This window comes from Pseudogulbenkiania ferrooxidans 2002, assembly GCF_000174355.1.
Classification (GTDB): Bacteria; Pseudomonadota; Gammaproteobacteria; order Burkholderiales; family Chromobacteriaceae; genus Pseudogulbenkiania; species Pseudogulbenkiania ferrooxidans.
The window spans coordinates 60,375-86,849 of the sequence record NZ_ACIS01000005.1 but is presented as its reverse complement, the minus strand read 5'-3'; the positions used below and the strand labels follow the sequence as shown (position 1 = coordinate 86,849).

Here is a 26,475-nt window from a genome sequence, read left to right as displayed (position 1 = left end):
ATTCGGCTCTTTCAGTATCAACGGACCAGGCAGGGACGCTTGCGATCGAAGGTCCAGCCTGGAATCAGGTATTGCATCGCGGCGGCATCGTTGCGCCCGCTCCACGGCAGGCTTTGATGCAGCTTGTGGGCACGCTCGACCTCGCCCCAGTCGAGCTCGATGCCGAGGCCGGGCTTGTCCGGCACGGCGATCTTGCCGCCCTTGATCTCGAGCGGCTCGCGGGTCAACCGCTGGCCTTCCTGCCAGATCCAGTGCGTGTCGATGGCGGTCGGCTTGCCCGGTACGGCGGCGCCGACATGGGTGAACATCGCCAGCGAAACGTCGAAGTGGTTGTTCGAGTGGCAGCCCCAGGTCAGGCCCCAGTCGTCGCACAGCTGCGCCACGCGCACGGCGCCGGACAGCGTCCAGAAATGCGGGTCGGCGAGCGGGATGTCGACCGACTGCAGCATCACGGCGTGATTCATCTCGCGCCAGTTGGTGGCGATCATGTTGGTGGCCACCGGCAGCCCGGTGGTGCGCTTGAATTCGGCCATCACCTCGCGCCCGGAGAAGCCCTGCTCGGCACCGCACGGGTCCTCGGCGTAAGCGAGCACGCCCTGCATGCCCTTGCACAGGCGGATCGCCTCCTTGAGCGACCAGGCGCCGTTCGGGTCGAGCGTGATGCGCGCGCCGGGAAAGCGGCGGGCCAGCGCGGTGACGGTTTCGATCTCGTCCTCGCCGGGCAACACCCCGCCCTTGAGCTTGAAGTCCTGGAAGCCGTAGCGGTCCTGCGCGGCCTCCGCCAGGCGCAGCACGGCCTCGGTGGTAAGCGCCTGCTGGTGGCGCAGGTGGTACCAGTCGTGGACGCCGCGCTCGCCGGCGAGGTAAGGCAGGTCGGTACGCTCGCGGTCACCGAGGTAGAACAGGTAGCCCAGTACCGTGACCTCGTCACGCTGCTTGCCCGGCCCCAGCAGGTCGGCCACCGGCACGCCGAGCAACTGGCCCATGAGGTCGAGCAGCGCCGCCTCCAGCGCCGCCACGGCGTTGACGCGCAGCTCGAAGGTCCAGGCGCCCTTGCCGAAACTGTCGAAGTCGGACGACTGCTGGCCGGCATGCAGGCAATGCACGATGCGGTTGAGGGCGCCAACCGACTGGCCGACCACCCGGGGGATGGCTTCGGCCAACGTTTGACGGATCACTTCGCCGCCGGGCGCCTCGCCGACGCCGGTATGACCGGCGCTGTCCTTGAGCACCACCAGGTTGCGCGTGAAGGTGTTGCCGTGGGCGCCGCCGATATTGAGCAGCATGCTGTCGTGCCCCGCGACCGGGATCACCTGCATCTCGGTGATGATGGGCGTGCTTTGCTTTGACATTGGCATTCCTCGGGCCGCGCACCGTCCCTTCCCCGCGCGGGGGAACGAGGCGGTGCGCGTCGGATTGGGGTTTCAGGTAGCCGGAGCCGGATTGAACAGCACCAGGGCGTTGTGCAGCTTCCAGTGCTCGGCCCAGGTCTTCTTGCGGCCGCTGGCGACGTCAAGCATGAAGCGGAACAGCTCCCAGCCCACCTCGTCGATGGTGGCATCGCCGGAGGCGATGCGCCCGGCGTCGATGTCCATCAGATCGTGCCAGCGCTCGGCCAGCGCGGTGCGCGTGGCCACCTTGATCACCGGCACCGCCGCCAGGCCGTACGGCGTGCCGCGGCCGGTGGTGAACACGTGCAGGTTCATGCCGGATGCCAGCTGCAGGGTGCCGCAGATGAAATCGCTGGCTGGCGTGGCGGCGTAGAGCAGGCCCTTCTGCCGCGCCTTCTCGCCCGGGGACAGCACCCCGACGATCGGGCTGGAGCCGGATTTCACGATCGACCCCATCGCCTTCTCGACGATATTGGCAAGCCCGCCCTTCTTGTTGCCGGGCGTGGTGTTGGCGCTGCGGTCGGCGCCGCCGTGCTGGAGGTAGGCGTCGTACCACGCCATCTCGCGGATCATCGCCGCCGCCACGTCCGGGCTGGCGGCGCGCGCTGAGAGCTGGTCGATGCCGTCGCGCACCTCGGTCACCTCGGAGAACATGGCGGTGGCGCCGGCTCGCACCAGCAGGTCGACGGCGAAGCCGACCGCCGGGTTGGCGGTGACGCCTGAGAACGCGTCGCTGCCGCCGCATTGCACGCCCACCACCAGCTCCGAGGCCGGGCAGGTCTCGCGCCGGCGCTGGTTCAGCTCCGCCAGCCGCTCGTCGGCCATGGCCATGATCGCAGCGATCATGGCACCGAAACCGACGTGCTGCTCGTCCTGCAGGCACACCTGCGCCGGCACGGCGTTCTGCACCGGAATCGTCCCCTCCGGCAGCAGGCGCTCGGGCTGCAGCTTCTCGCAACCCAGGCTCACCAGCAGCACCTGACCGCCGAAGTTGGGGTTGAGCGCGATGTTGCGGAGGGTGCGGATCGGCACGATGGCGTCCGGTGCGTCGATCGCCACGCCGCACCCGTAGGCGTGCTCGATCGCCACCACGTCGTCCACGTTCGGATACCTGGGCAGCAGCTCGGCCTTGATGCGCTGGAGAGCATGCTCGACCACGCCGGTCACGCACTGCACCGTGGTGCTGATGGCCAGGATGTTGCGCGTGCCGACCGAGCCGTCCGGGTTGCGGTAGCCCTCGAAGGTATACCCTTCGAGCGGGATCAAGGCTGGCGCCTGGCGCGTGGCGACCGGCAGATCATCCAGCCGCGGCGCCGACGGCATGCGCACCAGCGACTCTTCGATCCAGCTGCCCCGGGAGATGGCGCGGGTGGCGTAGCCGATCACCACGTCGTAACGGATGATCGGGGCGCCTTCGGCCAGGTCCAGCAGCGCCACCTTGTGGCCCTGCGGCACCCGCTCGCGCAGCACCAGCCCGTCGGGAAACGTGGTCCCGGCCGGCAGCCCGCCGTCGTTGGCGACAATGGCGACGTTATCGTTCGGATGCACCTTGATGGTCAGCGGTGCCATGGAATTACTCATCACGAATCAACCTTTCCTGTCAGACTCAACGCAGCTCGAAGCGCTTGATCGGGCCCACGATCACCAGGTAGCTGATCACCGCGAGCAAAGCATGCGCGCCGACGAACACCAGGGCACCGTTGAACGATCCCGAGCTCTTGAGGATGTAGCCGATGGCGATCGGGGTCACGATGCCGGACAGGTTGCCGAACATATTGAACAGGCCGCCGGAAAGACCGCTGATCTCCTTGGGCGCAGTGTCAGACATCACCGCCCAGCCCAGCGCGCCGATCCCCTTGCCGAGGAAGGCCAGCGACATGAAGCCGATCACCAGCCATTCGGCCTGCACGTAGTTGCAGCCCACCATGACCATCGACATCAGCATGCCCAGCACGATCGGCGTCTTGCGTGCCAAGGTCAGCGAGCCGCTTTGCTTGAGCAGACGGTCGGACAGCACCCCGCCCAGCACGCCGCCGAGGAAACCGCAGACCGCCGGGATCGAGGCGACGACACCCGCCTTGAGAATCGACATATGACGTTCCTGCACCAGATAGACCGGGAACCAGGTAATGAAGAAGTAGGTCAGCGCGTTGATGCAGTACTGGCCGAGGTACACCCCCATCATCATGCGCGAGGCCAGCAGCTGCTTCACGGCGGGCCAGCCGAGCCGTGGGTTCTTTTCCTCGGATTTGGCCGATTGCGGCTGGTCCATGTTCACCAGCGCCCCGCCCTGTTCGATGTACTCGAGTTCGGCCGGGTTGATCGAAGGGTGGTCTTTCGGGCTATAGATGGTCTTCTGCCAGACCAGTGCCATCAGGATGCCGAGCCCGCCCATGAAGAAGAACACCGACTGCCAGCTGAAAACATGAATCAGCCAGCCCATCAGCGGTGCGAAGATCACGGTGGCGAAATACTGTGCCGAGTTGAAGATGGCGGAAGCGGTGCCGCGCTCCTGGGCCGGGAACCACGCCGCCACGATGCGGCTGTTGCCGGGAAAGGACGGCGATTCGGCCAGGCCCACCAGGAATCGCAATACGAACAGCATGGTGATGATGGTGGCCGTATCGCTGAGCAGGCCGACAAACCCTTGCAACAGGGTAAAGCTCGACCAGGTGAGGATGCTCCAGAAATAGACCCGCTTGGAACCGAAGCGGTCGAGCAGCCAGCCGCCCGGAATCTGACCGATCACGTAGGCCCAGGAAAAGGCCGAAAACACGTAGCCCATGTCCACCATGTCGAGCCCCAGTTGCTTGGACATGGGGGAACCGACCATCGACAAGGTGGCGCGGTCGCCGTAATTGAGTGCCGTCACCAGAAACAGCATGGCGACAATGAAATAGCGGGCACGGCTGCTTTGCGCCTGTACCACGGCGGTGCTGTAGCTCTGCATCGTGAAGTTCTCCTCTTTAATAATAATGATGCCTGCTGCTGCCAACTCGGTGGTGACCGCCCTCCTCTCAGGCCGTGACGTCGTGGTTTCCGCAACGCCCTGAGCCCGGTCAAGAGGCGGCCGGATCGATTATTGAGCCCCCATCTTCTTGATCAGCTGATCCAGCATTGCGCACTCCTCTTCCGAGAGTTCGCTCAGCGGAGCGCGCACCGGGCCGGCATCATGCCCCACCAGGCGCGCCCCGGCCTTGATGATGCTGACCGCGTAGCCCTGCTTGCGATTGCGGATTTCCAGATACGGCAGGAAGAAGTCGTCGAGCAGACGGCCGATGGTGGCCTGGTCGTCAGCCGCCACGGCGCGATAGAACTCCATCGCGGTTTTCGGAATGAAGTTGAACACCGCCGACGAGTACACCGGCACCCCCATCGCCTTGTACGGCGCGGCGAACAACTCGGCGGTGGGCAGCCCGCCCAGGTAGCTGAAGCGGTCGCCCAGCTTGCGGCGGATGGTGGTCATCAGGTCGATGTCGCCGATGCCATCCTTGAAGCCGATCAGGTTCGGGCAACGGTCGGCCAGTTTCAGCAGCGTTTCGGCGTTGAGGCGGCACACCCCGCGGTTGTAGACGATCACCCCGAACGATACCGAGCGGCACACCGCCTCGATGTGGGCGGCCAGCCCTTCCTGGCTGGCTTCGGTCAGGTAGTGCGGCAGCAGCAGCACACCCTGCGCCCCCAGCCGTTCGGCTTCCTGCGCGTAGGCAATGGCGCTGCGGGTGGCGCCGCCGGCGCCGGCGATGATCGGCACCTTGCCGCGGCAGGTCTCCACCGCGGTATGGATGATCGGGCCGTATTCCTGCGGGGTCAGCGAAAAGAACTCGCCCGTGCCGCCGGCGGCGAACAGCGCGCTGGCACCGTACGGCGCCAGCCATTCCAGGCGCTCGGCGTAGGTATCGGGGCGGAAGTTGCCTTCGGCGTCGAAGTCGGTAACCGGGAAGGACAACAGACCGGACGAGATGGCGTGCTTGAGTTCTTGTGCGTGCATGGGTGCGTCTCCAATGTAAACGGACGGTTTCGTCGTGCGGCAACAGACTGGTGACAACATCAGTCTGTTACGATGTCAGTCATCGTACAACATAAAATAAAAAAGCGACAAGCCTTTTTCAGAGCTTGCCGGAATCAGGGCTTATCGGGCTTCGATCGCTTCGTGGGCGCGGCGCAAGCGCTCACGGCTGTTGGTCAGATGGGTGCGCATCGCAGCACGCGCGGCATCCGCGTCCCGCAGCGCGATGGCGCTGAGAATGTCCTCATGCTCGCGGTGCACGCGCTGCAGGTAGTCGGCCTGGCGATCGCGCGACAACTGCGCGGTGTTGAGACGCGCGCGCGGGATCACCGTCATGCCGAGGTAGCTCATGAAATCGACGAAATAGCGGTTGCCGGTGGCGCCGGCGATGTTCAAGTGGAACTGGAAGTCGGCCTCGATCGTCTCGCGCCCCTGCTCCAGCGCGGCAAGGAAGGCGTCGAGCGCCTGGCGCATCAGCTGCAACTGCTCGTCGCTGCGGCGCGCCGCCGCCAGGCCGGCCGCTTCGGTTTCCAGGCTGATGCGCAGTTCGAGCAAGGCCAGCACGTCCTGAATCGTGGTCACCGTGGCGGGATCGATGCGGAATGCGCCCTCGCCCGACGGCTCGAGCACGAACGTGCCGATGCCATGGCGCGTTTCCACCAGGCCGGCAGCCTGCAGACGCGAAATCGCCTCGCGCACCACGGTGCGGCTCACATCCAGCTCGCGCATGATCGCGGCCTCGGTCGGCAACTTGTCGCCTGGCTTGAGCAGGCCATCGCCGATACGACGCGACAGTTCGTCGACCACCTCCTGACTTAGGCTGCGCGAACGTCGGCGCGAGCGCCCGCCAGGGACTTGCACATCAATAGTACTCATGACTTCCTGCATTCATATTCATGGAATCTATTATGATTCCAACGGACTGATTCAGCAAACGTGATCACGATATCGTACAACCTCCCGGGCAGCGGCAGGGCCAACAATCCGGGGCATGACGTCAACGACAGCACACGGATGGCCGCTGCGGCATACTGGGTAAAACGGGCGGACGCCTTTTTGTCGCCGCCAGCGGCCTGATGCCGCGCTGACTCCGGGAGAAACATGGAAACATCGTTCTGGTCGGCCACCGTGCTCTTGATCCTGATCACCGATCCGCTGGGCAACATCCCGCTCTTCATCACCGCGCTCAAGCAGGTCCGGCCGGAACGACGACGGCGCGTGGTGCTGCGCGAGTGCCTGATCGCGTTCGCGGTGCTGCTCATCTTCCTGTTCTTCGGGCGCCATTTCCTGGAACTGATGCAGCTCTCGGACGAGTCGCTGCGCGTCGCGGGCGGCGTCATCCTGTTCCTGATCGCACTCAAGATGATCTTTCCCGGCGAGGAAAGCGCCTTTTCCGGCAAATCCCAGGGCGAACCCTTCATCGTGCCGATTGCGATTCCGCTCATCGCCGGGCCCTCGGCCATGGCCACCGTGCTGCTGCTGTCGACGCGCGAACCGGCACGCATGCTGGAGTGGACCGGCGCGCTGACAATCACCATGCTGGTCAGCACCACTGTGTTCCTGGCCTCCGGGCGGCTGCAGAAGCTGCTCGGGGAGCCGGTGATCTCGGCGCTGGAACGGCTGATGGGGCTGGTGCTGACCGCGATTTCGATTGAGATGCTGATGGGCGGGGTGGCGGCCTACCTCAAGAAGCTGGGCTAGGACGTGTCTCCCCGCGCGTTTGGAATACCTCCTGCGCGACCACCGCGATTGCACATTGCGGATCGGCTGCCCGCATACCCTGGACCCGGGCGTGCAGGGCGGCGGAGCATGAGCACGGGAGCACCGGATGATTGTTTCCTGTCGGGAGACAGTCATTTTCCTGAACCCGGGTTTATCGGCTCCTGGGGACGCCTCAGAATGGACGCCATGCTCACCCCTGTTGCCGCATTTCCTGCAAGGATACCCGATGACCCCGCCGCAAGACCGTGACCCGACCTCGCCGCAGCCGCTCACCCTGTCCAGCGCACAGCTTTCGCCCCCGCAGTACGACGCCGCTTCGGGGCTGACCTACCGCACGCTGGTCCTGCCAGCCGCGGCGTCGGCGCCCCGCCCGCAGGCCCTGCTGTTGCTGCTGCACGGCGTGGGCGGCAACGAGATGCAGTTGGCCGGACTCGCACCGCTGCTCGACGCCCGCATCAAGGTGGCGCTGGTGCGCGGTCCGCTGGAGTTCGGACCGGGACAGTTCGGCTGGTTCCAGGTGAGCTTCGGTCCGCAAGGCCCGTCAATCAATCCGGACCAAGCCGAACGCAGCCGGCAGCAGTTGCAGCAGCTGGTCGCCAGTCTGCAATCGGCCAGCGGCATCGATCCCGCGCACACCGTCGTGGCGGGCTTCAGCCAGGGCGGCATCATGAGCGCCGGCCTGGCTCTGACCGAACCGCAACAGGTGGGCGGTTTCGGCCTGCTGTCGGGGCGCATCCTGCCGGAAATCGCCCCGCATCTCGGTGCGCCCGACGCGCTGGCACGGCTGGAGGGCTTCGTCTCGCACGGTGAATTCGACGACAAGCTGCCATTGAGCTGGGCGGAAAAAGCCGGCAACTGGCTCCGTGAATTGGGCGTACCCCACCAGTTGCACCTCTACCCGGTGGGCCATCAGTTGACCTCCGAGATGGCCCACGACTTTGTCGCCTGGCTGACGGCACGCTGCCTGGCATAACGAGTAAAGCCTCCGGCCGCCGCCGCGCCCCTCCAGGCGTCGCTCAGGCACATCAGACCATACCGACCCCCAAGCCCGCCTTTCATCGAGAGGCGGGCTTTTTTTCCCGGCGCCCCGCACTTTTTACCAGCCCGCTTTCCAGCGGGAATGGGCCTCCGCCTTGCTCAATACTGGCCGAGTATCGTCGGATACTGAAACAGTATTAGACGGTCGATTTCTTTATCCCCAGGATACGACTGCCTTGAATGGGCCGTTCATTAAAACGGCGCTTTCATTTCGGCACTCCCATTCAAACAAAATAAAACCATGTAGCGCCGCCCTAAAAACCCGGCGCCAGCAGGCAAGTCGATCAGTTTACGGAGGAAAAATGAGTCGAGAATATAGCAAGGAAGTCGTCGATGTGACGGCATTAATCAACGAGCAGGATTTTACGAAATATCACTGGCTGGTCTTGTTCTTCTGCTTTTCCATTCTGGCGCTGGACGGGTTCGACACCGCGGCCATCGGCTACGTCGCGCCCGCCCTTGTCACCGAATGGGGCATCAGCCGCCCATCGCTGGCGCCGGTCTTGAGCGCCGCCTTGTTCGGTCTGGCCTTTGGCGCCATGGCGGCGGGCCCCAGTGCCGACCGCTTTGGCCGGAAGAACGTGCTGATCGCCTCGACCATCGTGTTTGCCGTCTTCAGCGGTTTGACGGCCTACGCCAGCAGCGTCCCGAGCCTGTCGGCGCTGCGCTTCCTGACCGGCCTCGGCCTGGGGGCGGCGATGCCCAACGCGGTCACCCTGATCGCCGAACTCGCCCCGGCCAAACGTCGCTCCTTCGTGGTCAACGCCGTCTACGTGGGCTTTCCGCTGGGCGCCGCCGCGGGCGGGTTCGTCTCGGCCGGGCTGATTCCGCACTATGGCTGGCAAGGCGTCTTCATCCTGGGCGGCATCCTGCCGCTGGCCCTGTTGCCGTTCATGATCCGCCACCTGCCCGAATCGGTGTCCTACATGGCCGCCAAACAGTACCCAATCGAGAAAATCAAAGCGGTGCTGGAGCGGATTTGCCGTCAGGACCTGAGCCACGTCAAGCAATGCGTCATCGGTGAAGCGGCCGGCAAGGGCAAGGCGGAGAAATCGGCCCTGAGCCTGATTCTGTCCAAGCCGTTCCTGGTGCCGACACTGATGCTGTGGGTTACTTACTTCATGGGCCTGCTGATTTTCTATCTGCTGACCAACTGGATGCCGCTGATGATGAAAGACGCGGGCTTCAGCACGCAAAAGGCGGCCCTGCTGACCGCACTGTTCCCGCTGGGCGGCGGCATCGGCACCCTGGTGAGCGGGCTGTTGATGGACAAGTACAACCCCGGCCGCGTGCTGAGCCTGGTCTACGTGCTGGCGGCGCTGTTCCTGGTCGCGGTGGGCCAGAGTATGGACAACGTTTCGCTGTTCGCCGTGCTGATCTTCCTCGCCGGGGTCATGGTGACGGGCGCCCAGGCCTCCCTGCCGGCGCTGGCCGCGCCGATCTACCCGACCCAGGGGCGTGCCACGGGCATCGCCTGGATGCTCGGCATCGGTCGCTTCGGTGGCATCGCCGGTGCCCTGCTGGGCGGGGTCTTGCAGGGGATGCAACTGCCGTTCAGCCAGACCCTGACCCTGCTCACCCTCCCCGCCGGCATCGCCATGCTGGCCCTCTGGACCCTGTCGGTGAAGACCGGGCGTGATACGGCAGCGGCAGGCGCCCTGCCCTCGCTGAAACCGGCGGAATAAACCCGGCTCATTGACGGGCCGGGAAAGCAAAAACCGCGTAGCAGAGCCGGGCTGGATATCAGCCCGGCTCGATCCGGAGCGGATGGCGCGATACGCCCGATTACTTCCCTGCCCCGTTACCTCAGATGCCGTGCCGGTTATTTTCCAGCCGTCGCCAAACTGTTTATTTCCCCGTCTTTACCCCTGCTGATTCACCCTGAGTCAGCCGCTTATTTTCCCGAGGGATTGACGATGAATGCCTCCCACACCCCGTTTGAACGCGGCCTCGCCGTACTGCAGGCTTTCTCCGCCGACAACCCGACCCTTTCCGTGACCGAGGTGAGTGCGCAAACCGGCATTCCCTATGCGGCGGTTTATCGCTGCCTGTACACGCTGAACAAAATGGGCTTCGTCCAGCGCGAGGCAAAAGGCTATTTCAGCGTGACGGCAAAAGTGCTGGCCCTGAGCCAGGCATACCGCAAGGCCCTGGATCGGCCAGCACCGATCAGGTTTTGAGCAGCACGCCGTTCAAGTCGTGTGCGGAAACGGCATGCGCCATCGATTCCGCCTCGTAAATGTCGATGATCATCTTGATGAGCAGTTTGACATCGTTGGATTCGTCGAGCAGACGGGTGCTGAGAATGATCGGCGACACCATATTGGGCACATCCAGCTCCCGATAGCAGACATCCTCGCGCTTCAGGCCCTGCACGCTGGAGGGAACGATCGCGATGCCGACCCCGGCCGCCACCAACCCTATCGCGATCTGCAGCTCGCGCGCCTCGTAGATGCTTCTTGGCTCCAGCGCCCGGTCATGAAACGCCGCCAGCACCTGATCGGCAAAACTCGGGCGCGGGGATTTCGGGAACACGATCAGCGTCTCCATGGCAATATCCTGCAGCGACAAGGCGGGCTTGGTCGCCAGCGGGTGCTCGCTGGGCAAGGCCGCCATCAGGCGCTCCTCGCGCAACACGATGCGGCGCACATTGGGATCTTCGTGACGGATGCGGCCGAACCCGACGTCGATGCGGCCCTCCTTGAGCGCGCCGATCTGCTCCATCGTGGTCATTTCGTGCAGGCTCAGTTCGATGGTCTTGTGCGCGTCGCGGAAGCGCCGAATGATCTTGGGCAACATGCCGTACAGCGTCGAGCCGACAAAACCGATCGACATCTTGCTGTCGATGATCCCGATGCGCTGGGTCATCGCCCTGAGCTCGCGCGTCTGCGACAGCAACTGCAGGGCATGGCCATAGAAGAACTGCCCGGCCTCGGTCAGCTTGAGCGGGCGCGAGCCGCGCTCGATCAGCACCACCCCGAGATCGTCTTCCAATTGTTGAATCTGGCGACTCAATGGCGGCTGGGCGATATGCAGCCGCTCGGCCGCGCGCGTGATGTTGCCCTCTTCAGCGACGGCAACGAAGTAACGCAGGTGGCGCAGTTCCATAGCAGACCTCCAGGACATCACGACACCTCACCGTTGGCCGAAAGCCACGCGGCTGGGGTGTCGTATCAGAAAGAATGTAGATAGCCGTCCGCAGCCGGCGGCCGGGTCGGCGCCGGCCGCCTGGCTGCGAAAGACAGGCAACGTGGAGCGGGGCCGCACGCCCAGCCGGCCTGCATACCCGGCTCCGGATGAGGGACGGACGCCGAGGGGACGTGGCCCCGCTAAGTCCCCTTGGCCTGCCGCTGGTGCGGCTTGTTCAGCACCAGGTAGGCGATGCAGCCGATCACCACGCCCCAGAAGGCCGAGCCCAGGCCAAGGAAGCTCATACCGGAGGCCGTCGCCAGAAAGGTGATCATCGACGCCTCGCGATGCTCGGCATCCTCGACCGCGCCCTGCACGTTGGCCGAAATCGCCCCGATCAGCGCCAGCCCCGCCAGCACGGCGACGAATTCCTTGGGCAAGGCGGTGAACAGCAGCACGATGGTGCTGCCGAACATCCCGCCGATCAGGTAGAACGCCCCGTTGGCGATGCCCGCGACGTAACGCCGCGACGGGTCGTCGTGCGCGTCCTTGCCGGTGCACAGCGCGGCGGTGATGGCGGCGATGACGATGGTGATGCCGCCGAAGAACGCCACCACGAGCGAGGCCAGGCTGGTGACGGTGATGATCGGCTTGGCCGGGGTGTCGTAGCCCGACACGCGCAGCACCGCCATGCCGGGCAGATGCTGGCCGGTCAGGCTCACCATCACCAACGGCAGCGCCAGGCTCAGCGTGGTGCCGAGCGTCCACTCCGGGCGGATGAACTGCGGCGTGGCCAGGCTGAGCCGCACATCGCCCAGGTGGGTCTGCCCCAGGAGCACGGCCAGCGCGGCGCCGCAGAGCAGCACCAGCACGATGCAGTAACGCGGCAACAGCCGCTTGAACAGCAGGTAGGCGCCAACCATGCCGAACGCCAGCACCGGCATCGAGCCGACCGACTTGAAGGCGCTGGCACCAAACTGGAACAAAATGCCCGCCATCATCCCGGCGGCGATGCCCTTGGGAATGTGGCGCATGAGGCGGTCGAACGAGCCTGACGCGCCGATCAGCAACAGCACCACGGCGGCGGTGAGATAGGCCCCCACCGCCTGGTTCAGCGTGACGCCGGGAAACAGCGTCACCAGCAAGGCGGTGCCGGGCGCGGACCAGGCGGTCACCACCGGCACCTTGAGGCGCCAGCTCAGCACGATGCCGGACACCGCCGCGCCCATCGAGATGGCCCAGACCCAGGACGAGATCATCTCGTTGGGCATGTTGGCCACCTTGGCGGCCTGGAAAAAGATCACCAGCGGACCAGAATAGGAAATCAGCACCGCGAGGAAGCCGGCGGTGATGGCGGAGAGCGACCAGTCCTGGCGCAGCGAACCGCTCGCATCGGGTGCCGGGGACGCCAAAGAACGGTCTTGGGATGAATGGTTCATTGAGTATGCCTCATCAAAAAATGACCTCTCACCCATCAGGATGAGAGGTCCGAACGCGATGATGCAAGAGGGACTCGTGGGTGGCGCCTAGCCCAGATCGCCGCCACCGACCGGCAACACCGTGCCGGTAATATAGGACGCCTCGTCCGACGCCAGGAACAGGATCGTGCGCACCTGCTCGTCGATGGTGCCGTAACGGTGCATCAGACTGCTGGAAAGGGTCTGGTCGACGATGCCCTGGTACCAGACTTTTTCCTGTTCGCTCATCGGCGCGCTATTGCGCGGCACCTTGCGCGGCGGCGCCTCGGTGCCGCCGGTGGCCACGGCGTTGACACGGATGCCGTCCTCGGCGTGCTCGAAGGCGAGGCTCGCGGTGAGCGCGTTCACCCCGCCCTTGGCGGCGGAATACGGAATGCGGTAGATGCCGCGCGTGGCAATCGACGACACGTTGACGATCACCCCCTGCTGGCGCTCGACCATGCCAGGCAGCACGGCGCGGCAGCACCACAGGGTGGGGAACAGCGAGCGGCGGATTTCGGCCTCGATCTGCGCCTCCTCGTATTCCTGGTAGGGCTTGGCCCAGATGGTGCCGCCGACGTTGTTGATCAGCACGTCGACGCGGCCGTAGGCCTCCTCGGCGGCTTCCACCACGAGCTGGGCGCCGTTGTAGCTTTCCAGGTCGGCCGTCACCACCGTGGCCTGGCCACCCCTGGCCTTGATCTCGCCGGCCACCTCGTGCACCAGCTCGGAACGGTCGGCCAGCACGACTAGCCCGCCCTCTTCCGCCACACTCAGGGCGACGCCGCGCCCGATACCCTGGGCCGCGCCAGTGACGATGACCACCTTGTCCTTGAAACGTGTGCTCATGATTCAGGCCTCGCTGCTGGCGGAGAATTTTTCATACAGGAAGCTCGCCGGGGTCACGCCCGACTGCTGCAGCCAACCGCGCACCGCCTCCACCATCGCCACCGGGCCGCACAGATAGACGTCCACGTCGCCGGCGTTGAGCCATTCCGGCTCGATGTGCTGGGTGACATAACCCTTGCGCGGATGGGCGCTCTCGGCCGCCACCACACAGGTGCGGTAGTCGAACTGCGGCAGCCGGGCCTTGATGGCATCCAATTGCTCCAGCGCCACCAGGTCGACGTCGTTGGTCACGCCGAACACCATGCGGATCGGCTGCGTGCTGCCGCTTTCGGCCAACACGTCGAGCATCGACAGGAACGGCGCGATGCCGGTACCGCCGGCCAGGAACAACACCGGCCGCGCCACTTCGCGCAGGTAGAAGCTGCCGTACGGGCCGGCAAAGGTCATGCGCTCGCCCACTTTGGCGTCATGGCTCAGGAAGTGGCTCATGCGGCCGTTCGGCACGTTGCGCACCACGAACGCGGCCTCACTGGCGCCGGGCGCCGAGCTGAACGAGTACGCGCGGGTCAGTTCGGTACCGGGAATGCCGACGTTGACGTACTGGCCCGGCAGGAAGGAAAGACTCGCCGGATCGTCGAGCTTGATCGAGAAGCCGATGGTGGAATCGGACAGCGGCAGCACCGCCGCGATGATGCCGGCGAAGCTCGACACGCCGGTCTTGCACGCCACCGACGAAGCCGGGATCTTGATCACGCAGTCCGACTTGGGCCGGGTCTGGCAGGTCAGGATGTAGCCCTGCTCGGCATCCTCCGGGGCCAGTGCGTCTTCGATGTAGCTCGATTCCGGCAGGTCGTACTCGCCCGACTCGCACAAGCAGCGGCAGGTACCGCAGGCGCCGTCGCGGCAATCCAGCGGAAGATTGACCTTCTGGCGATACGCCGCGTCGGACAGCTTTTCGTTTTCGTTGCAGCTGATGAAACGGGTGACGCCGTCCTCGAATTGAAGTGCGATGTTGTAGCTCATGATTCCTACTCCTGCCGTACCGAGCCGCGCCTCCCCCGCCCCGCGTCGCCGCGCCGTCCTGTCCAATACAAGACGGCGGGCGCGCTGTGCCGGGTGGGCCGGCGGCTCTCGATGCTTGCTTAAATGTGGTAGACGTCGATTACCTGGTGGATGTAATCGTTCTTCAGCACCACATACTTGTTGCGGATCTTCGGGCTCGCGCCGGAAAAGTCGATCACGTAACGCGCCATGCCGAAATGGCTGTAGTTGGTCTTGTAACGGTGGCTCAACGTGTGCCAGTTGAAGCGCACCGTAACCAAGTCGCCATCCTGCTTTTCCAGCTCCACGTTGCTGATGTTGTGGCTGGTGCGGGTGTCCGGCATGGTGGCGCTGGAGCGCTCGGTCTTGATGCGGAACACGCGATCTTCCAGGCCCTGGCGGTTGGCGTAGTAGATCAGCGAGATTTCACGCTGCGGGTCGGTGACGAGCTTGTCGTCATCGTCCCACGACGGCATCCAGAACTCGGCGTCCGGGTGGTAGCACTCGAGCCACTCGTCCCACTGCTCGTCGTCCAGCAGGCGGCTTTCGCGGTAGAGAAAGCTGCGGATCTGCTCCATGTTGACGTTGCTCATGCCTCTTCTCCTTCCTCGCGCACGGCGTGCTTCATCACGTCCAGCCAGTAGCGGTGCTGCACCGTGTACAGGCCCTCGTCCTCGGTCTTGACCCCGCTCAGTACCGGCTTGAGGCCGATCTTCTTCGCCGCCTCGTCGGCGCCTTCGATCCAGTGTGTGGAACCGCGGCACATGTCGTTCCATTCCAGCGCGATGCCGGAGTAACCCTGCTGGCAGGCGCGGAATTCTTCCAGATCGTCCGGCGTGGCCATGCCACTGGCGTTGAAGAAGTCCTCGTACTGGCGGATGCGCCGTGCACGCGCCTCGTCCGATTCGCCCTTGGGCGCGATGCAGTAGATGGTGACTTCGGACTTGTTCACCGACAGCGGGCGCACCACGCGAATCTGCGAGCCGAATTGGTCCATCAGGTACACGTTCGGGTACAGGCACAGGTTGCGGGAGTTGCGCACCATCCAGTCCGCCATCTCGGGGCCGAGCTTTTCGGCGTACTCGTCGCGGCGTGCGAAGTTGGGGCGGTCTTCCGGGTTGGCCCATTGCGTCCACAGCAGCATGTGGCCGTGCTCGAAGGCGTAGAAGCCCCCGCCCTGCTTGCCCCACTTGCCGGCGTCCATGGCGCGGGTGGTATCAACGCGCTCGCTCTGCTCCTTGCGGTGGCTGGTGGTAGCGGCGTAGTTCCAGTGCACGGCGGAGACGTGGTAGCCGTCGGCGCCGTTTTCGGCGGTCAGCTTCCAGTTGCCGTCGAAGGTGTAGGTCGACGAGCCGCGCAGCACTTCCAGCCCTTCGGCCGACTGGTCGACGATCATGTCGATGATCTTGGCCGCTTCACCGAGGAATTCGGTCAGCGGCTTGACGTTTTCGTTCAGGCTGCCGAACAGGAAACCGCGGTAGTTCTCGAAGCGCGCCACCTTCTTCAGGTCGTGCGAGCCTTCCTTGTTGAAGCAGTCCGGGTAACCGGCGTCTTCCGGGTCCTTCACCTTCAACAGTTTGCCGCTGTTGTTGAAGGTCCAGCCGTGGAACGGGCAGGTGTAGGTCGCCTTGTTGCCGCGCTTGTGACGGCACAGCGTGGCGCCGCGGTGGGTACACGCGTTGATGAAGGCGTTCAGCTCACCCTGGCGGTTGCGCGCGATGAACACCGGCTGCCGGCCCATGGTGGTGGTGTAGTAATCGTTGACGTTCGGGATCTGGCTCTCGTGCGCGAGGTAGATCCAGTTGCCCTCGAAGATGTGCTTCATTTCGAGTTCGAACAGCGCTTCGTCGGTGAAGACACTGCGGTGCACACGGTAGTCGCCGGTCTGCGGGTTCTCGATCAGGTAATCGTCCAGCTTCTTCAGCTTCGGGGTGGCATCGGGATGGATGGGGATCATTGCCGTTCTCCTCTATCGGGACAAGTGGACCCTGCCGGGCAGGGCCCGTCCCTGTTGCTCTATGCTCGGTGTCGATCAGGCGCTGGCGCGTTTGCGTTCGACTTCGGTGGTCGGCGCGGCCGCGGTTTCGCCGTTGAGGCGGAAGTCGAAGTCGATCGAGGCGAACGGCTTCTGCAGGCCCTTCCTGTCGATCTCGGCCGCGTCGGTGATGCGGTTCACCGCCGGCACCAGACCCTCGCGGCTGGCGAAGGCGAAGTCGTCCCACAGGTAGTCGTCACCGTCGATGTTGATCTGCGTGGTCAGCTTGCGGTGGCCGGCGGCGGTCACGAAGAAGTGGATGTGCGCCGGACGGCGGCCGTGGCGGCCGAGCAGGTTCAACAGGCGCTGGGTGGTGCCTTGCGGCGGACAGCCGTAACCCATCGGCATGATGCTGCGGAACTGGTAGCGGCCGTTGGCGTCGGTGACGATGGTGCGGCGCAGGTTGAAGTCCGACTGGCTCTTGTCGAAGAACGAGTAGTTGCCCATCAGGTTGGCGTGCCACGCTTCGACCTGGGCGCCCGGCAGCGGCTTGCCGTCGGCGTCGTACACGGTGCCCTGCATGAACAGCACTTCGCCCTGCTCCACCTCGCTACCGTCGTCCATGCGGGCGAAGCCTTCCGACTTCGGCGCGCCGGCCACATACAGCGGGCCTTCGATGGTGCGCGGGGTGCCGCCGGTGAGGCCGGCTTTGGCTTCGGCCTCGTCCATGCGGATGTCGACGAAGCGCTCCAGGCCCAGGCCGGCGGCCAGCAGCCCCAGTTCGTGGGTGGCGCCGGCTTCGGCGAAGTACTCCAGCCCTTTCCAGACTTCGCTCGGGCTGAGGTCGAGGTCTTCGATGGCCTTGAACAGGTCGCTGGTCAGGCGCACCGCGATCTGCTGCACGCGCGGGTTCACTTCGCCGGTGGCGGTGTCGACCAGGAAGCTTTTTACCAGGGCGTCGATTTCTGCGTGTGTCATGTCTCTACTCCTCATTTATATCGTCGTGCCAATGCGTTGTGGCATTCCGTTCAACCGGCCGAACGCATTTCACGGCCTTGTCTCGGGCTGAATGGGTGGGGGTTCGGGGGTTAGCGGTCGTCGTCCCGGATCGACGAGGGGTGGCGGCACAAGGGCGTGACCTCGATCGTCATGTACGGGAACAGCGGCAGGGTCGATACCAGCTGGTGCAGTTCGTCCACGCTCTCGACGTCGAACAGGCTGACGTTGGCGTACTGCCCGGCGACGCGCCACAGGTGGCGCCACTTGCCGGCGCGCTGCAGCGCCTGCGCCTGTTCCTTCTCGACTTGCTTCAGTGCGGAGGCCTCGGCGGCCGGCATCGCGGGCGGCAGATTCACTTCCATGCGTACGTGGAACAGCATCTCGTCCATCCTTTCCTGTTGATCTTTTGGTGAAACCCGGCGGGTCATTTATTTCCGGCGCAGGGTGGCCAGCTTGTCCCGGTCGATGTCGATACCGAGGCCCGGCTTGGTCGGCACCTGCAGCATGAAGTCCCGGTACTGCAGCGGCTCGACGAGGATTTCCTCGGTCAGGAGCAGCGGGCCGAACAGTTCGGTGCCGAAGGCGAGCTCGCCGAAGGTGGCGAAGACGTGGGCCGAGGCGGCGGTGCCGACCGCGCCTTCCAGCATGGTGCCGCCGTACAGGCCGATGCCGGCCAGCTGGGCGATGTCGGCCACCTGCTTGGCCGGGATCAGGCCGCCGGACTGGGCGATCTTGACCGCGAACACGTCGGCGTCGGCGTCCTTGGCGAACTCGAAGGCGCTGAGCGGGCCGTGCAGCGCTTCGTCGGCCATCACCGGCACGGCGAACTGGCGCGCCAGGCGGGCCAGCCCGGCGCGGTTCTCGGCGCGCACCGGCTGTTCGATCAGGTCGACGCCGCCGTCCTGCAGCGCGGCGATGCCGTTGACGGCGTCGAGCTCGCTCCAGGCCTGGTTGACGTCGACGCGTACGCTCACCGCGTCGCCGAGCGCCTTCTTGATGGCGAGCACGTGCTTGACGTCGTCGGCCACCGGGCGCAGGCCGATCTTGAGCTTGAAGATGCGGTGGCGGCGCTGCTCGAGCATGCTCTCGGCTTCGGCGATGTCGCGGGCGGTGTCGCCGCTGGCCAGGGTCCAGGCCACCGGCAGGGCATCGCGCAGGCGGCCGCCCAAGAGTTCGGACAGCGGGATGCCGAGGCGGCGCGCCTGGGCGTCCAGCAGCGCGGTTTCCAGCGCGCACTTGGCGAAGCGGTTGCCCTGGATGACCTTGCGCACCCGCGCCATCGTCGCGGCGACGTTGCGCGCCTCCTGACCGATCAGCAGCGGGGCAATGTGCGTGTCGATGTTGACCTTGACGCTCTCGGGACTCTCGTCGCCGTAGTTCAGGCCGCCGATGGTGGTCGCCTCGCCCCAGCCCTCGATCCCGTCTTCGCACTGCACGCGCACCAGCACCAGGGTCTGGGTGTTCATGGTGGCCACCGACAACTTGTGCGGGCGGATGGTGGGCACATCGACTAGAATGGTTTCGATTGATCTGATCATGTCTTTAGGATATGGAAGTAAATCTGTTTGACCTGGTAAGAAGCATAAGTAGTTGATTTCACACCGTCCAACACTGATTTAGTATCACTTTTATACCTGGGAGGTATGGTCTTGGAACTGCGCCATTTACGCTATTTCATCGCCGTGGCGGAGGAACTGAACTTCACCCGAGCCGCCGAACGCCTGCACATCGCCCAGCCGCCGCTAAGCCGGCAAATCCAGCAGCTGGAGGAGGATCTGGGGGTGCAGTTATTCGAGCGGAATGCCCGGCCGCTGAAGCTCACCGAGGCGGGGCGCTTCTTCTATGCGCACGCCCAGCAGTTGCTGGCGCAAACCGCCGAGCTCGCGGCCATGACCCAGCGCGTGGGAAAAATCGAGCGGAAGATGTCGATCGGCTTCGTCGCATCGACGCTGTACGGCATGCTGCCCAAGGTGATCCGGCGCTTCAGAACGCGGTTTCCCGAGATCGAACTGAGCCTGCACGACATGACCACCATGGAGCAGATCCAGGCGCTCAAGGAGGGACGCATCGACGTCGGGTTCGGCCGCATCCGCCACGAGGACCCCAACGTGCGCCGCATCCTGCTGCGCGATGAGCGCCTGATGGTGGCGCTGCCGTCAGGGCATCCCCTGCTGTTGGCCAAACCGGTGTTATCGCTGAAGGATGTGGCGATGGAAACGGTGATCATTTTCCCCAAGAGCCCGCGTCCGAGCTTCGCCGACCAGGTGCTGGCGGCCTTTCACGACAGGGCGATTGAACCGAAATCGATTTACGAGGTGCGCGAACTGCAGATCGCCCTGGGATTGGTCGCGGCCGGCGAGGGCGTATCCATCGTGCCCAGCAGCGTGAAGGGGTTGAAGCGGGAAGATGTCAGCTACATGGAGCTGGACGACCCGCAATTGGTGTCGCCGATCATCCTGAGCACTCGCCTGCTGGATGAATCGGACGACATCAAGGCATTGCTGGAGATGATTTACGATCTGTACCGGGAACAGAATATCGAGTTCTACCCGGGCAATTAGCCGGAGCACCCGGCCTTGCCGGCACCAGTGAAGAAGCAACCGCGGTGCTCCGGCTTGAGCGCCCCACCGGCCACCCCGCCCTAATGAAAAAAGGGGACATCGCACGATGCCCCCTTCTCGTTCACTCCGGCGATTCAACGCTTCAGCCGCCGGTACCGCCCACCGTGAGTCCGCCGTCGATGCGCAGCGTCGGCTGACCCACGCCCACCGGCACGCTTTGCCCTTCCTTGCCGCACACGCCGACCCCGGCGTCGAGTTGCAGATCGTTGCCGATCATCGACACGTAGTGCAGCACGTCGGGACCATTGCCGATCAGCGTGGCACCCTTGACCGGGTAGCTCAGCTTGCCGTCCTCGATGCGCCACGCCTCCGACGCCGAGAACACGAACTTGCCGCTGGTGATGTCCACCTGACCGCCGCCGAAATTCACCGCGTACAGGCCGTCCTTCACCGAGGCGATAATCTCCTGCGGATCGTGCTGGCCGGCCAACATGTAGGTATTGGTCATGCGCGGCATCGGAATGTGGGCGTAAGACTCACGCCGGCCGTTGCCGGTCGGTGCCACCCCCATCAGTCGGGCATTCATCTCGTCCTGCATATAGCCCTTGAGAATGCCGTCCTCGATCAGCATGGTGCACTCGGTCTGGTTGCCCTCGTCGTCGATGGCAAGCGAGCCGCGCCGCGACGCCAGGGTGCCATCGTCCACCACCGTCACCCCGGGCGACGCCACGCGCTGGCCGATGCGGCCGCTGAACGCCGAGGTGCCCTTGCGGTTGAAGTCCCCCTCCAGTCCGTGGCCGATCGCCTCGTGCAGCAACACCCCCGGCCAGCCCGGGCCGAGCACCACGGTCATCTGCCCGGCCGGCGCCGGACGCGCCTGCAGGTTCACTTTGGCCTGCTCGACCGCCTGGCGCACGTAGCGCTCGACCACTTCATCGGTGAAATGCGACAGATCGACCCGGCCGCCGCCACCGCTGCTGCCGGACTCGCGCCGGCCGTCCTGCTCGGCGATCACGTACACCGACATGCGCACCAGCGGGCGCACATCGGCCGCGCGCACGCCGTCGTGGCGCGCCAGGTAGATCACGTCGTACTCGGAGGCCAGGCCCGCCATCACCTGGATGATGCTCGGGTCCATGGCGCGCGCCAGCTTCTCGACCTTTTCCAGCAGCGCCACCTTGGCCGCCGCCTCCAGGCTGGCGCAGGGATCGAGCGCCGGGTACAGCGCTCGACTGCTGCGCGGAGAAACCGAACCCACCGAACCGCTGCCACCGCTGCGACCGATCTCGCGCACCGCGTCGGCGGCACGCGTCAGCGCTTCGGTGTTGATCTCGTCGGAATAGGCGAAGGCGGTCTTTTCTCCCGCCACGGCGCGCACCCCGACACCTTGGTCGATATTGAAGCTGCCCGACTTGACGATGCCCTCCTCCAGACTCCAACCCTCGTGGCGGGTGTACTGGAAATAGAGATCGGCATAGTCGACCTGGTGCTCGGTCATGCGCGCCAGGGTGCGCTCGAGATCACGCTCGTCGAGGCCGGAGGGGGCCAGCAGCAGTTCTCGAGCGATAGAGGAGACGTCTTGCATGATGGAATCTTTCACGGCAGTACGCGGTGCGCCAGCGCCGGAAGGCGGCTGCGTACCGACTGGATAACGGAAGGGTCGATCTCGGCGAGCACCACACCCTCGCCCTTGTCTTGCTGGGCCAGAATGCGGCCCCAGGGGTCGACGATCATCGACTGGCCGTGCGTCTTGCGGCCGTTCTGGTGGGTGCCGCCCTGCGCCGAGGCGATCAGGTAGCACTGGTTCTCGATGGCGCGCGAGCGGATCAGGGGCTCCCAGTGCGCCTCGCCGGTGGTGGCGGTGAAGGCGGCCGGCAGCACGATCACATCGACCGGCGACAGGCCGCGGTAAAGCTCGGGGAAGCGCAAATCGTAGCAGATGCTGAAGGCGATGTCGGCCAGCGGCGTGGCCACCTTGACCGGCTCGGTGCCGGGACGAATGGTGTTGGATTCGCAGTAGCTCTCACCGGTACCGGTAAATCCGAACAGGTGGATCTTGTCATAACGCGCCACCACCTCGCCCTGCGGGTTGTAGGTCAGCGTGCTGTTGAACACCCGGTCAGGCTCCGGGCACTCCAGCGGCACGGTACCGCCCACCAGCCAGATGCCATGGCGGCGCGCCATAGCGGCGAGCGCAGCCTGGATCGGGCCGGCGCCGAACGCTTCGCGCTGCGCCACCTTGTCGCTGTCCTGCTCGCCCATCAGGCAGAAGTACTCGGGCAGCACAACCAGGCTCGCCCCCTGCTGTGCAGCGTCGGCAACCAGACGCGCCGCGGCGTCGAGGTTGGCCGAAACATCGGTCCCCGACACCATCTGTACGGCGGCGGCGGTAAATTTTTGCTTCATGGCTATTTTGTCTTTTCCTGATCGGACCTTACCGTGCCGACCTTGTTGACCACCGGGTCGGCGAGCGACCCCTTTACCTCGTAGTCTACCGAGAAAATCTTGCCCACGGGGTCCTGCAGCAGTTTTTGCGCCGCCAGCGCCGCCACCCCGGCCAGCGGGTTCAGCAAGGCCGCGCCGGTCGCCAGCGCCACGCTCTCCGACAAGCGCGGCTCGACCCGCACCCGGATATCCTGGGTTTCGCTGTTCAGGTCGACACGTCCCTTGATGCCGACGGCGGCGGACGGGCCACTCATCGCCACGTTGTCGGACGTGAACACGCCGTTGCTGATGGCGGCCCGCCCGGTCAGCGAATCAAAGGCAAAGCCGTCGCTGAACATGTCGGTGAAATCGAGGCGGATGCGGCGCGGCAACGATTGCAGGCTGATCACACCGAGCAGACGCGCCGCCCCCGGATTCACCTTGGCAAAGCGCCCGTTGCGGAAGTCGACCGTCATCTCGCCGGACACACGCGGCAATTCGTAATCGGTCAGCCCGCCAGGCCAATGCAGCTTGCCGCCCAGCGTCCCCTCGCCCTTGCGAAAGGTGTCGCCGTAACCGAAGCGCCCCAGCAATTCGCCCAGGTTGGCGGATTCCAGCTTGAAGTCGACGTCCACCCGTGGCGTTGCACCGTCGCTGGCACGCGCCGCCCCCTGCAGCAGACCGCTGTCGGAACGCAGCACGAAGCGGTCGAGGAGCCAATCCTTGCCGGACTGCACCGCATGCAGCTCGAGCTTGCCGACGCTTCTGCCACTATAGAGCAGATTGCCCACCTCGACGTCCAGCTCCGGCAAGCTCTCGTCTTCGCCCTGAGCCGCCGGCGCCAGCACCTGCGAGGCGCTGGCCGGCAGCGGCAAGGCCAGACGGGCGATTTTGGCCTTGAGCCGGCCCTGTCCCTGCGGGTAGTAATCGGCCTCGGTAACCAACTGGTCCGAGCCGAAATTCATGTGCCAGAAGGCCTGCCCCGGCTGGCGCGCGAGCCGCGCCGAGACCCCGGAGAACTGGCGTGCACCCACCTCGAGCCGCCCGGTATCGAGCTCGATCCGCCACGGCCAGTCGACCGCCCCGCCACCCGAGCCGACGCCCCGGCTCTTGAGCAGGGTTTGCCATGGTTTCAGCGCGATCACCGGCTGCGCCACGCGCAGCGTCAGCCCCGGGGCCGGCGGGTCGGTCACCGGGCGCCCCACCGCCACCAGCGCCGCGCTGAGGGCGCCATCCTCGGTCAGCCGCAGCCGACCGCCAGCACGTTTGCTGTCAACGCTGAACCCAACCTGCCAGCCGCTCGCCGGCGCCTTGGCAGGCAGCACCTCCACCGCCAGCGGCCACGCCTCGCCCGCCGCCTTGCTGGCCGGGGCCGGCGCAGTGATGGCGGTGCCGGCCAGGTCCGAGCGCACGTTCAGGCCTTCCAGCCCCTTGCCCACCTGGAAATTGACGCTGTAGCGGGAACGACCGGCGGCGTACGGTGCCAGGAACGGCACGTACCCCTGCAACACCTGCCCCGAATCGGCCTCCCCGTCCATGCGGAACGTCATCCGGCCGCCGGGGTCGGTCATCGCCCGCAGGGTGAACGGGCCGCCCAGCGCGGTCATCCTGAGGCCGTTACTCGACACGCCCTTCTCGGTAAAGCGCAGCACGCCGCGCACGCCGTCGGCGACGGGAATCGGCCAGTGCGTGAAGGCCAGCCGGTTGTCGACGAACGACAGGTCCCCGGTCACCCGGCTCGTCTGCGCGGCAGACAGGGGCACCGCAATGGTGAGGTCGAGCCGTGCCGGCCCGGCCGCCTGGATCTGCCCGGTAAAACCACCCAGCCAGCCGTCGACCGGGCTGTGCGTGGTGAACGCCAGCAGCTTGGCGAGCTCGCCCTGCGCCCGGCCCTTGATGTCGAGCACCGGTGCGGCGGCGCCAAGATCGGCGATGCCGACCCTCACGTCGCGCAGCGGCACGCCCAGCGTCGTGGCGCGCGGCGACACGATCTCCATCTTTTCGTTGTGGAAGCGCAGCAAGGCCTCGATGTCGTCGAGCTTCGGCCAACCTGGCTGGTACTCGAGCTGGCCATGCTCGACCTGGGCTTCCACCAGGAACTCGCCGTTGCGCCCGCCCTTGAAGGGGAAATCGTCCAGATTGCCCTTGAGTTGCAGCGTCACCTTGCGCGCCTCGCCGTCCTTGAGCGCAGCACGCAGCCAGCGGATGGTGTCGGCCCCGGCGGCATACGGCAGGTAGTCGGGCACACGCACGGCCCGCACCCGGTCGATACCGGCCTTGAGATCGACCTGCCCCGCCCCGTGGCCGGTATAGCGGTACAGCCCGGACAGCCAACCCTGCAGGTCGCGATTGCCGAAATTCAGCTGCCGGAAGGTGACGTCGACACCGCCGGCCACCCGTGCCCATTCCACATCGGCTTTCAGATGCTCGAAACCGATCGGCTGCGGAAACACCCGCGACAGCTGCAGTGACGACGCCCCGGCATCCAGTTGCAGGCGGCCGCCGGCCTGATCGAAGCGAATCTGGCCGGTCACCCCGGCCACGCCGGGAACGGTCCCGGTCTCGGCCCAGGCCAGCTGCTGGAATCCGCTCGCCACGCTGTACTTGACCGGCGCCTCGAGCCGGCCCTGCCAGCTGACGCTGACATCGTGCAACTGGCCGGAGGGCGTGAATTTGCCAAACAAGGGCGACTTGTCCGCACCCACGGCGTGGATCAGCGGCGTCAGATGCGTCAGCGACGCGTTGTCCAGTTTCAAGTCGCCGCCATCCTCGGCCCAGAACCCCGAGACGCGCGAGTGATCGAAGGCCAGCCCCGTCGCGCTGGCCAGGGTCAGATCACGTGCCTCGATCTGGTACTTGCCGCCATCCCGCACCACCTCCAGCTGGCCACCCAGCTTGGGAACGTTGAGCTCGCCGGCATCGGTCGGCGCGTAGGCCGCGTTCTTGAGGGCGACATTGGCCTTGAGCCGATCGATGCGGCCCTGGCTGAACGCCACCTGGAACACGCCGTCGCCCTCGCCGGAACGCACCCCGCCCCACTGCTTCAGGTAGCGCGACCAGGGGCTCACCTTGACCCCCTGCCAGTCGACCCTCAGCTCGCCCTGCCATTCTTTCCATGTGCGCACGTCGTCACCGCGCCACTGTGCCGACAGCGCGATGGCTCGCCCGAGCGCGGCCGAAGGCTGGCCGGTGATTTTCAAGCCGTGGCCGAACAAGTCGCTGCTGAATTCGGCCTGCCCCTTGTCGAGCCGGAAGCGCGGCAGGCCAAGCAAATCGTCCTGCCACGACAGCCGCGCGTTGTTGATCACCAGCGAAGGCTGGTTGAGCCACCAGTTGGCGGCGCTGCCGTCGCCGGTCCGCCCCGCGCCACCGGAAGAGATATCGAAACCGTTCAGGTAGATCACGCCGTCATGCCCGCGCGACAGGTCGACCACGGGTCCGTCGACCACGATATGCGCAAAGCGGGGAGACCACACCAGCAGGCTACGCCATGCCGGCGTCAGGCTGACGCGTTCGAAGCTGAGCGCCGCGCCATCGCGCGGATTGGCCATGGTGACGCCGTAGAGATCGAGCTGCGGGGCCACGCCGACCCACTGCCCTTGCAGTTGCCGGATCGTCACTACCCGCCCGGTCTGGCGGGACAGCAACGAAGCCAGTTCGGCGCGATATTGCTCGAGGTTAGGCAAAAACCAGAAAGTGAACGCAGCGAAGGCTGCCGCCAGCACTACGCTACCGCCGGCCAGCAGCACCCCGCCCCAGCGCAGCACAAATTTGAGGGACGCGACCACCGGAAGCCGGCGAAAAGACAATCGACGCTTTTCCAAGAAAGAGAACCATTACACAATGAGAAAAATGACCGGACCGAACGATCAGAAGCGGA

At 65.3% G+C, this 26,475-nt stretch carries 22 protein-coding genes; 5 read left to right on the top strand and 17 right to left on the bottom strand.

Translation table 11 applies throughout. From position 1 onward, the window contains the following. Nucleotides 1–17: 17 nt before the first annotated feature. From FURADRAFT_RS09695 to FURADRAFT_RS09675, 5 genes are all read right to left on the bottom strand, one after another. Complete coding sequence (locus tag FURADRAFT_RS09695) at nucleotides 18–1,352, bottom strand: enolase C-terminal domain-like protein (protein ID WP_008953962.1); 1,335 nt, start codon at nucleotides 1,350–1,352, stop codon at nucleotides 18–20. A 72-nt stretch (nucleotides 1,353–1,424) separates the two neighbouring features. Further along, on the bottom strand, nucleotides 1,425–2,972 hold the full coding sequence (gene garD / locus FURADRAFT_RS09690; RefSeq protein ID WP_008953961.1) for a galactarate dehydratase: 1,548 nt from the start codon (nucleotides 2,970–2,972) through the stop codon (nucleotides 1,425–1,427). A 25-nt stretch (nucleotides 2,973–2,997) separates the two neighbouring features. Further along, on the bottom strand, nucleotides 2,998–4,341 hold the full coding sequence (locus tag FURADRAFT_RS09685) for an MFS transporter (RefSeq protein ID WP_008953960.1): 1,344 nt from the start codon (nucleotides 4,339–4,341) through the stop codon (nucleotides 2,998–3,000). A 129-nt stretch (nucleotides 4,342–4,470) separates the two neighbouring features. Further along, nucleotides 4,471–5,382: a 5-dehydro-4-deoxyglucarate dehydratase gene (kdgD, locus tag FURADRAFT_RS09680; protein WP_008953959.1), complete on the bottom strand. Its 912-nt coding sequence runs from the start codon at nucleotides 5,380–5,382 to the stop codon at nucleotides 4,471–4,473. Between the two features lie 141 nt (nucleotides 5,383–5,523). Beyond that, on the bottom strand, nucleotides 5,524–6,276 hold the full coding sequence (locus tag FURADRAFT_RS09675) for a FadR/GntR family transcriptional regulator (protein WP_008953958.1): 753 nt from the start codon (nucleotides 6,274–6,276) through the stop codon (nucleotides 5,524–5,526). Between the two features lie 225 nt (nucleotides 6,277–6,501). On the opposite strand from FURADRAFT_RS09675, the gene FURADRAFT_RS09670 reads away from it, so the two are divergent. The 4 genes from FURADRAFT_RS09670 to FURADRAFT_RS09655 all read left to right on the top strand — a co-directional run bounded on the left by FURADRAFT_RS09670 (nucleotide 6,502) and on the right by FURADRAFT_RS09655 (nucleotide 10,340). After that, complete coding sequence (locus tag FURADRAFT_RS09670; RefSeq protein WP_008953957.1) at nucleotides 6,502–7,101, top strand: MarC family protein; 600 nt, start codon at nucleotides 6,502–6,504, stop codon at nucleotides 7,099–7,101. Nucleotides 7,102–7,348: 247 nt separating this feature from the next. After that, a complete protein-coding gene (locus tag FURADRAFT_RS09665) occupies nucleotides 7,349–8,095 on the top strand; it encodes an alpha/beta hydrolase (RefSeq protein ID WP_008953956.1) in 747 nt (248 codons plus the stop codon). 367 nt (nucleotides 8,096–8,462) lie between these two features. Next, nucleotides 8,463–9,845 (top strand): MFS transporter, encoded by a 1,383-nt coding sequence (locus tag FURADRAFT_RS09660; protein ID WP_008953955.1) that lies wholly within the window; start codon nucleotides 8,463–8,465, stop codon nucleotides 9,843–9,845. Nucleotides 9,846–10,076: 231 nt separating this feature from the next. After that, on the top strand, nucleotides 10,077–10,340 hold the full coding sequence (locus tag FURADRAFT_RS09655; RefSeq protein WP_008953954.1) for a helix-turn-helix domain-containing protein: 264 nt from the start codon (nucleotides 10,077–10,079) through the stop codon (nucleotides 10,338–10,340). Here the strand turns inward: FURADRAFT_RS09655 and FURADRAFT_RS09650 are convergent. The 9 genes from FURADRAFT_RS09650 to FURADRAFT_RS09610 all read right to left on the bottom strand — a co-directional run bounded on the left by FURADRAFT_RS09650 (nucleotide 10,330) and on the right by FURADRAFT_RS09610 (nucleotide 19,148). Next, the gene (locus tag FURADRAFT_RS09650) at nucleotides 10,330–11,268 is read right to left on the bottom strand and encodes a LysR family transcriptional regulator (protein ID WP_008953953.1); all 939 of its coding nucleotides are present in this window, start codon (nucleotides 11,266–11,268) and stop codon (nucleotides 10,330–10,332) included. The genes FURADRAFT_RS09655 and FURADRAFT_RS09650 overlap by 11 nt on opposite strands. Before the next feature lie 221 nt (nucleotides 11,269–11,489). Continuing rightward, nucleotides 11,490–12,728: a benzoate/H(+) symporter BenE family transporter gene (locus FURADRAFT_RS09645; protein WP_008953952.1), complete on the bottom strand. Its 1,239-nt coding sequence runs from the start codon at nucleotides 12,726–12,728 to the stop codon at nucleotides 11,490–11,492. Nucleotides 12,729–12,815: 87 nt separating this feature from the next. Next, entirely contained in the window at nucleotides 12,816–13,595 is a 780-nt protein-coding gene (locus FURADRAFT_RS09640; RefSeq protein WP_008953951.1) for a 1,6-dihydroxycyclohexa-2,4-diene-1-carboxylate dehydrogenase, read from the bottom strand. Between the two features lie 3 nt (nucleotides 13,596–13,598). Then, nucleotides 13,599–14,618 carry a benzoate 1,2-dioxygenase electron transfer component BenC gene (gene benC / locus FURADRAFT_RS09635; RefSeq protein ID WP_008953950.1) on the bottom strand — a complete coding sequence of 340 codons (1,020 nt, stop codon included), beginning with the start codon at nucleotides 14,616–14,618 and terminating at the stop codon, nucleotides 13,599–13,601. Nucleotides 14,619–14,737: 119 nt separating this feature from the next. Beyond that, complete coding sequence (gene benB / locus FURADRAFT_RS09630; protein WP_008953949.1) at nucleotides 14,738–15,229, bottom strand: benzoate 1,2-dioxygenase small subunit; 492 nt, start codon at nucleotides 15,227–15,229, stop codon at nucleotides 14,738–14,740. Beyond that, on the bottom strand, nucleotides 15,226–16,593 hold the full coding sequence (gene benA, locus FURADRAFT_RS09625; protein WP_008953948.1) for a benzoate 1,2-dioxygenase large subunit: 1,368 nt from the start codon (nucleotides 16,591–16,593) through the stop codon (nucleotides 15,226–15,228). The genes benB and benA overlap by 4 nt, the downstream gene beginning before the upstream one ends. Nucleotides 16,594–16,668: 75 nt before the next feature. Then, nucleotides 16,669–17,589, bottom strand: coding sequence for a catechol 1,2-dioxygenase (gene catA, locus FURADRAFT_RS09620; RefSeq protein ID WP_008953947.1), 921 nt, complete (start codon nucleotides 17,587–17,589; stop codon nucleotides 16,669–16,671). A gap of 110 nt (nucleotides 17,590–17,699) precedes the next feature. Continuing rightward, nucleotides 17,700–17,990: a muconolactone Delta-isomerase gene (catC, locus tag FURADRAFT_RS09615; protein WP_008953946.1), complete on the bottom strand. Its 291-nt coding sequence runs from the start codon at nucleotides 17,988–17,990 to the stop codon at nucleotides 17,700–17,702. A 48-nt stretch (nucleotides 17,991–18,038) separates the two neighbouring features. Then, nucleotides 18,039–19,148 carry a muconate/chloromuconate family cycloisomerase gene (locus FURADRAFT_RS09610; protein ID WP_008953945.1) on the bottom strand — a complete coding sequence of 370 codons (1,110 nt, stop codon included), beginning with the start codon at nucleotides 19,146–19,148 and terminating at the stop codon, nucleotides 18,039–18,041. A gap of 111 nt (nucleotides 19,149–19,259) precedes the next feature. Here FURADRAFT_RS09610 and FURADRAFT_RS09605 point away from each other — a divergent pair, with 111 nt between their 5' ends. Next, nucleotides 19,260–20,171, top strand: coding sequence for a LysR family transcriptional regulator (locus FURADRAFT_RS09605; protein WP_086007382.1), 912 nt, complete (start codon nucleotides 19,260–19,262; stop codon nucleotides 20,169–20,171). A 142-nt stretch (nucleotides 20,172–20,313) separates the two neighbouring features. Here the strand turns inward: FURADRAFT_RS09605 and tldD are convergent, their stop codons facing one another. From tldD to FURADRAFT_RS09590, 3 genes are read right to left on the bottom strand one after another with little or no spacing between them, the layout of a single operon-like run. Next, nucleotides 20,314–21,756, bottom strand: a complete 1,443-nt coding sequence (tldD, locus tag FURADRAFT_RS09600) for a metalloprotease TldD (protein ID WP_008953943.1) — start codon at nucleotides 21,754–21,756, stop codon at nucleotides 20,314–20,316. A gap of 11 nt (nucleotides 21,757–21,767) precedes the next feature. After that, complete coding sequence (locus FURADRAFT_RS09595) at nucleotides 21,768–22,577, bottom strand: carbon-nitrogen hydrolase family protein (RefSeq protein WP_008953942.1); 810 nt, start codon at nucleotides 22,575–22,577, stop codon at nucleotides 21,768–21,770. A gap of 2 nt (nucleotides 22,578–22,579) precedes the next feature. Then, the gene (locus FURADRAFT_RS09590) at nucleotides 22,580–26,383 is read right to left on the bottom strand and encodes a YhdP family protein (protein ID WP_236261568.1); all 3,804 of its coding nucleotides are present in this window, start codon (nucleotides 26,381–26,383) and stop codon (nucleotides 22,580–22,582) included. Nucleotides 26,384–26,475 lie beyond the last annotated feature (92 nt).